Source organism: Actinocrinis sp., assembly GCF_035946395.1.
Lineage (GTDB): Bacteria > Actinomycetota > Actinomycetes > Streptomycetales > Catenulisporaceae > Actinocrinis.
In genome coordinates this window covers 1-6,212 of the sequence record NZ_DASYZI010000005.1, presented here as the reverse complement: position 1 = coordinate 6,212, position 6,212 = coordinate 1, and the positions used below count along the sequence as shown (strand labels likewise).

The 6,212-nt window shown below is 68.4% G+C and carries 4 protein-coding genes; 2 read left to right on the top strand and 2 right to left on the bottom strand.

What is annotated here, in order from left to right:
* Positions 1 to 259: 259 nt before the first annotated feature.
* The gene (locus tag VGS97_RS00445; RefSeq protein ID WP_349261917.1) at positions 260 to 1,606 is read right to left on the bottom strand and encodes a pyridoxal phosphate-dependent decarboxylase family protein; all 1,347 of its coding nucleotides are present in this window, start codon (positions 1,604 to 1,606) and stop codon (positions 260 to 262) included.
* A 259-nt stretch (positions 1,607 to 1,865) separates the two neighbouring features.
* Between VGS97_RS00445 and VGS97_RS00440 the strand changes: the two genes are divergently transcribed.
* Together VGS97_RS00440 and VGS97_RS00435 are read left to right on the top strand one after the other, a co-directional pair.
* The gene (locus VGS97_RS00440) at positions 1,866 to 2,351 is read left to right on the top strand and encodes a (deoxy)nucleoside triphosphate pyrophosphohydrolase (RefSeq protein WP_326851110.1); all 486 of its coding nucleotides are present in this window, start codon (positions 1,866 to 1,868) and stop codon (positions 2,349 to 2,351) included.
* 79 nt (positions 2,352 to 2,430) lie between these two features.
* Positions 2,431 to 4,965 (top strand): SpoIIE family protein phosphatase, encoded by a 2,535-nt coding sequence (locus VGS97_RS00435; protein WP_326851109.1) that lies wholly within the window; start codon positions 2,431 to 2,433, stop codon positions 4,963 to 4,965.
* A gap of 205 nt (positions 4,966 to 5,170) precedes the next feature.
* On the opposite strand, the gene VGS97_RS00430 is transcribed toward VGS97_RS00435, so the two are convergent.
* Positions 5,171 to 6,212: DNA gyrase C-terminal beta-propeller domain-containing protein (locus VGS97_RS00430; protein ID WP_326851108.1), on the bottom strand; the 1,042-nt coding region annotated here is incomplete at its 5' end.

Sequence of the window (6,212 nt, the reverse complement as noted above, 5' to 3'; positions counted from 1 at the left end):
ATCGTGAAACGGGCGCTGTCCAAGTACAACGCCCGAGGCCCGGCCATCGATCGAACCACCTACAAGAGCACATTCAGCATCACCGTGCTGGCCAGCCCCGATTGACACAGCCGACCAGCACCTAACTGAACGGCGTTGGGGTTAAGGCTGCTCGTCGAAGTGACTCATCATCAGAAACCAGCTCGAATACATGTTCTGGAACCTCTGCCGGGCTGATTGCCGTCGACGAACTGTTACCGGTGTGCCCTTACTCGCGTCGCTACACCGTGGCGAGAATTTCCTCGACCATCGCGAGGGCGGTTCCCGGGTGCAGGAAAGCGAATCGCGCGACCGTCTCACCCTCCCAACTGGTCGGCGTGACGAAGGCGACCTGTCCGGCCAGCAGCCGCCGCGACCAGGCGTCGTAGTCGGCAGGCGTCCAGCCCTTTCGCCGGAACAGGACCGCCGACAGTTCCGGTTCGCGGATCAGTTCCAGTTCCGGGTGCCGGCGGATCAGGTCAGCCGCCGCCTTCGTGACCGAAAGCGCTGCCTCGATCGCGTCCCGGTACGCGTCAGTGCCGTGCACGGCGAGCGAGAACCACAACGGAAGGCCACGCGCACGGCGCGTGAGGTGGTACGCGTAGTCGGTCGGGTTCCATTCTTCAGGCGAATCGGTGTGGATGACGTCGAGATACGACGCATCCTGCGTGTGCACGGCCTTGGCCAGATGTGGTTGCTGGTAGAGCACGGCCGCACAGTCGAAAGGCGCGAACAGCCACTTGTGCGGATCGACGACGAACGAGTCCGCGTGCTCGATTCCGTTGTACTTCGCGCGCACACTCGGCGCGAACAAGCCGGCGCCGCCATACGCGCCGTCAACGTGGAACCAGAGGTCGGATTCACGAGCCGTCGCGGCGATCCCTGCCAAGTCGTCCACGATGCCCGCGTTGGTCGTGCCTGCCGTCGCGACGACGCCGATAACCGGGGCGTCACCGGTGTCACGCACCAGCGCCGCGCGCAGATCGGTGCCCGTGAACCGGTGGTCCGTCGTCGGCACGACAAGCGGTTCGACACCGATGATGCGCAGCGCGTTGATGACCGAGGAATGCGTTTGGTCGCTCACGGCTATCCGAGTGCGGTCATAAGCGCCGAGACCGAGTCTGTGCCGTCCGGTTTCGCGTGCTACGACGAGCGCGGACAGGTTTCCGGCCGACCCGCCGGTCACGAAGCAGCCGCCGGCGCTCTCCGGCATGTCGGCGAGGTTCACGATCAGTCGCAGCACCTGGTTCTCGGCGGCGACCGCGCCGGCCGCCTCCAGCCAGGAGATGCCCTGCAACGAGGCGCAGGAGACCACCATGTCGAACAACAGCGCGGCCTTGGTCGGCGCGGCCGGGATGAAGGACAGGAACCGCGGACTGTCGCACGAGATCACGGCCGGAGCCAGTTGCTCGGCGTATACCGAGAGCACCTGCGCGGGATCGTGGCCGTGCGCGTCGAGCAGACCGGCGAGCGCGTCGTCGAGCTTCGCGCGCTCGCCGGGATGGTCCAGCGGCACCGGATCGAGCTGCAACCGGTCGCGCATGTAGTCGAAGACCAAATCGGCCAGTCGAGCGTCGTACGTGTGCATTCTGTGCGGTGAGGCGTCGCGCATGGTCTTGAGTATGCGTTCAGCCATCGAACCCGTCGAGTGCACGCTGTGCAACATTCCGCTGGTCATCAGCCCAGTTAACACAACAAACCGACGCTAAATTCCGTCAACTGCCACCATTTATTGTGTCGGCGTTGAATGAACGAGAGGCGTGGTCACGTTGTGAAACATCACCGTTGCATGCTGCGGCGATGTGCTTTCCGTCACCCTCCCGGCGGAGCGTGGGACGATGGCCCGCATGCAGCAGGAGAGGCAGCAGAAGAGTGTGCGTGTCGTCGTCGCCGCGGTCATCGAACGCGATGGGCTGATCCTCGCCGCGCGGCGCACGGGACCACCGGAGCTCGCCGGCCAGTGGGAATTCCCTGGCGGCAAGGCCGAGCCGGGCGAGAACGACATCGAGGCACTGGAACGCGAATGCCGGGAAGAGCTCGGCGTGCGCATCGCCGTGGGGGAGCGGATCGGGCCGGAGTATCCGATCGCGGGCGGTGCGATGGTCGTACGCACCTACTTCGCGACGATCGAAGAGGGTGAGCCTCGGGCTTTGGAGAGCCATGACGCACTCGTCTGGGTGCGGCCCGGTGCCACAGAGACACGGTCGTTGCCGTGGCTGGACGGCGATCTGCTGATCCTGGATGCGCTCGACGCGCGCACCGACGCTGCGGGTGTTCCTCAAGCTCGGGTTCCGCAAGCTCAACAAGCCGCGGATGTCATCCGAGTGGCCTAACTCGCTCGGCGCCAAATATAAAGATCATACTTTCTGGGAAGGATTGGAGCGGCCAGCTCTCGAACCCCAGGACCGTCAGATGCCCGCAGCCTTCGACTCGTCCACCGGCGGTGTGCCGGACGGGATGGCGGCCGGTGCGGGATCCTCGTCCGGCACCGGGACGCAGGCGCTGCTCGGCCTGATCCGGATCGCCACCTTCGCACTCGATGCCGACGGCCGGATCGTCCTCTGGTCGCCCACTGCTGCGGACCTGGCTAGGCGTCCGGTCGAACAGGTACTCGGCACCGACGTCGCCGACCTGTTCCCCGCCGAGGCACGATCGCGAGCCGGCGAAGTGTTCCGGCGGGCGTCCCGCACCGGCGGCTGGGTCGGCTTCCTGCCGATGCTGCGCGGCGACGGCGCGGTATTCGACGTCGGATTCCGAGCCGTCACGCTGCGACTGTCGGATGGTCACGACCTGATCCAGGTCGTCGCCACCGATGCCGGTGACCTGCGCCGGTTCGAGTTCGAACGCACGCTCTTCGAGGCGCTGTTCGACCAGGTTCCCGTCGGCATCGCCATCTACGACACCGAGCGCCGTTACATCGGGGTCAACAACGCGCTGGCCGCCTACAACGGCATTGCGGCCCGCGAACATCTCGGACACCGGGTCGAGGACTTGGTCCCGGACACCGCACGCACCGTCCCACCGCTCCAGAAACGCGTGCTGGAGACCGGTGAGCCCGTCGTGGACGTGCTCGTCAGGGCCACCACGCGGGCCGGCGGGCCGGACGAGCGCCGCTACTGGTCGGTGTCCTACGCCCGGCTCCAGGATCGCGACGGCCAAGTGCTCGGGCTGACCGCGATCGTCGTGGATGTCACGGAGCGTCAGAACGCCGTCGAACGTGCCCGACTCGCCCGGCGGCGGGCCGCGATCCTGAACGCGGCGAACAACCGCATCGGCACGTCACTTGACGTCACTCAGACCGCGGCCGAGCTTGTGAGCGTCACCGTGCCCATGTTCTGCGACCAGGCCACCGTCTACCTACTCGACTCGGCGACCACCTCGCGCAACACCGCGCCCAACAGAGCGTCGGTCGATGTCTCGACCGAGCCGATCAGCCTGCACAGCATCGCGACACGCGCAAGCAACAAGCCCGACGCCTCGGCGCTGGTGGACCACGTCGGCGACAGCCTCCCGCCGATCCAACCGAGTACCGCGCTCTACGAGTGCATTACCGGAGGGCGCGCGCGGCTACTCGACATAAACGACGCAACGCACGTCGACTATGCCGACATAGGCCACGCCGACGCGAGCCACGCCGACCGCAGCATCGTGGCGCCCTTGGTCGCGCGCGGCTGCCTGATCGGCGCCGTTCGCTTCGTACGTGTCGCCAACCGCGACGAGTTCGCACTGATCGACCTCGAAACCGCCGACGAACTCGCCGCACGCACCGCCGTCAGCATGGACAACGCCCGGCTTTACGTACGCGAGCGTGACACGGCGCTGATGTTGCAGCGCACGCTGCTGCCCCAGCGATTCCCCGACGTGGAAGGCACCCGGGTCGCGTTCCGCTACCGCCCCGGCTCGGTCGGCGCTCAGGTCGGCGGCGACTGGTTCGACGTGTTCGCGCTGCCCTGCCGCAGGGTCGCGTTCGTCGTCGGCGACGTGATGGGCAGCGGATTGCAGGCTGCCGGGATCATGGGCCAGTTCCGCACCGCCGCGCGCACCCTGGCCCAGCTCGATCTCAATCCGGCCCTGGTGTTGCGGGAACTCGACGAGTTGGCCAGGTCCATGAGCGAATCGCACATCGCGACGTGCGTCTATGCGATCTACGACCCGGTCGTCGGCGAGTGCACCGTCGCGTCGGCCGGGCACCCGCCACCCCTGCTGGCAATCCCGGGCGTCGGTGTGGAACCGGTACCGCTCGCGCCCGGCGCACCACTCGGCGTCGGCGGCCAGCGTTTCGAGGAGCGTGAGTTCATGGTCGAACCGGCCTCGGCCCTGGCTTTCTACACCGATGGTCTGGTCGAGGACCGCGGCCGGGACATCGAGGCCGGGATCGACGAACTGCTCGGCACGATCTCGAAGGCCGTGCCATCGCCAACGCCACTGCCCAAGTCCGGGGCCGGATCCGAGCCCGGGTCGGAGCCCGGAGGGGAGAACGGCGCCTGGCTGGAGGCCGCCTGCGACGCCGCCTTCGAATCCCTGCTCGGGCCGCACCCGTTCGACGACGCGACGCTGCTCATCGCCGAACTCGACCGTTTCCCGGAGAACCGGGTCGCCTCGTGGGTGCTGACCAGCCAGCCGACCGTGGCGGCGCGTGCCCGCGAACTGGTGCGCCGCCGCCTTGAGGTGTGGCGCCCCGACGTGGCGGACGTCGTCGAGCTGCTCGTCAGCGAACTGGTCACCAACGCGCTGCGTTACGGACGCGGTCCGATAGGACTGCGCCTGCTGCACGGCGCCACCACGGTCGTCTGTGAAGTCTCAGACGAACTCGACGCCGCGCCCCGCCTGCGTACCGTGCATCAGGGCGACGAGGGCGGGCGGGGCCTGTACCTGGTCGATCAGCTATCGGCGAACTGGGGCACCAGAACCACCGCGCACGGCAAGATCGTCTGGTTCGAGGTGTAGCCGAACCGCCGCGACACCCCTCGTCCTGGTCCCAGCCCCCGTCCCAGGGGGTGTTTGAGCCGTGTGGCCGGGGTCTGCCGCCTGTCACGCTCGCTCGCCGCGTTGCCGGGTCATGCACGGACACCCAGTCCGAGCACGACCCTCCGCCTCGCGATCGCACGCGCCACATGCCACGCCCTCATCCGGCCCCACAGCTCAACATCCCCTAGTCCGCCATGCCGATCCCGACGCCCGGCGCGATCACAGTCACCGCCTTGTGCAGTGGAGTGCCCGAACCGTCCCGCCGCTGGTCGAGTGGCGGCAGGTCCACCGGATTCCCAGCCTCGTCCGCCGCCCGCGCCGGGGTCGCGCCGGCCCAGGCGAAGATCAGCTGATCCTCACCGCGCAGGAACCGCTGGCAACGCACTCCGCCGGTCGCCCGTCCCTTCGGCGGGTAAAGCCCATACGGCGTCACCTTCGCGTTGCCCGCACTCGTCCCGGGCAGTGCGGCGCTCGATCCGGCGACTGTGACGACCACGGCGTCACGCTCCGGGTCGATCGCCGTGAACGACAGCACCGTAGCGCCCTCGGACAGCTTGATCCCGGCCATGCCGCCGGCCGGGCGGCCCTGCGGGCGGACCTGATCGGCGCAGAACTTCAGCAACTGCGCGTCCGTGGTGAGGAAGACCAGATCCTCCTGGCCGGTGCGCAACTCGGCCGCGCCGACCACCCGGTCGCCATCCTTGAGCCCGATCATCTCGAACTCGTTCTTGTTCGCCGGGAAGTCCGGCACGACCCGCTTGACCACGCCCTGCACCGTGCCGAGCGCGACGCCCGGCGACTGCGGATCGAGCGTGGAGAGGCACAGCACCTTCTCGTCCGCCGCCAGATCCATGAACTCGGACACCGCGGCGCCGCCGGCCAGGTTCGGCGACCCGGCGGTCGGCGGGAGCGAGGGCAGGTCGATCACGGCCACGCGCACCAGCCGGCCCGCCGAGGTCATCACGCCCACATCACCGCGCAGCGTCCCGGCCACCGTCGAGACGATCGCGTCGTGCCTGGCCCGCGGGCCGCCCGATTCCGCGCCGGAAGCGTCTGCGGCATCGTCGGCGTCCGACGCGCCGTTCGAGCCGCCGGCGACCCGCGCCAGCAGCCCGGTCGAGGAGAGCAGCACCCGGCACGGCGCGTCCTCGACCTCCAGCGGCACCGCGGCGGTGAGCGGCGCGTCGGCGGCCTCCAGCAGCGTGGTGCGCCGCGGCGTGGCGAAA

Bases quoted from the DNA above. Each gene is read 5' to 3' on its own strand.
- VGS97_RS00445 (WP_349261917.1), bottom strand. From the start codon at position 1,606: ATGCACACGTACGACGCTCGACTGGCCGATTTGGTCTTCGACTACATG.
- VGS97_RS00440 (WP_326851110.1), top strand. From the start codon at position 1,866: ATGCAGCAGGAGAGGCAGCAGAAGAGTGTGCGTGTCGTCGTCGCCGCG.
- VGS97_RS00435 (WP_326851109.1), top strand. From the start codon at position 2,431: ATGCCCGCAGCCTTCGACTCGTCCACCGGCGGTGTGCCGGACGGGATG.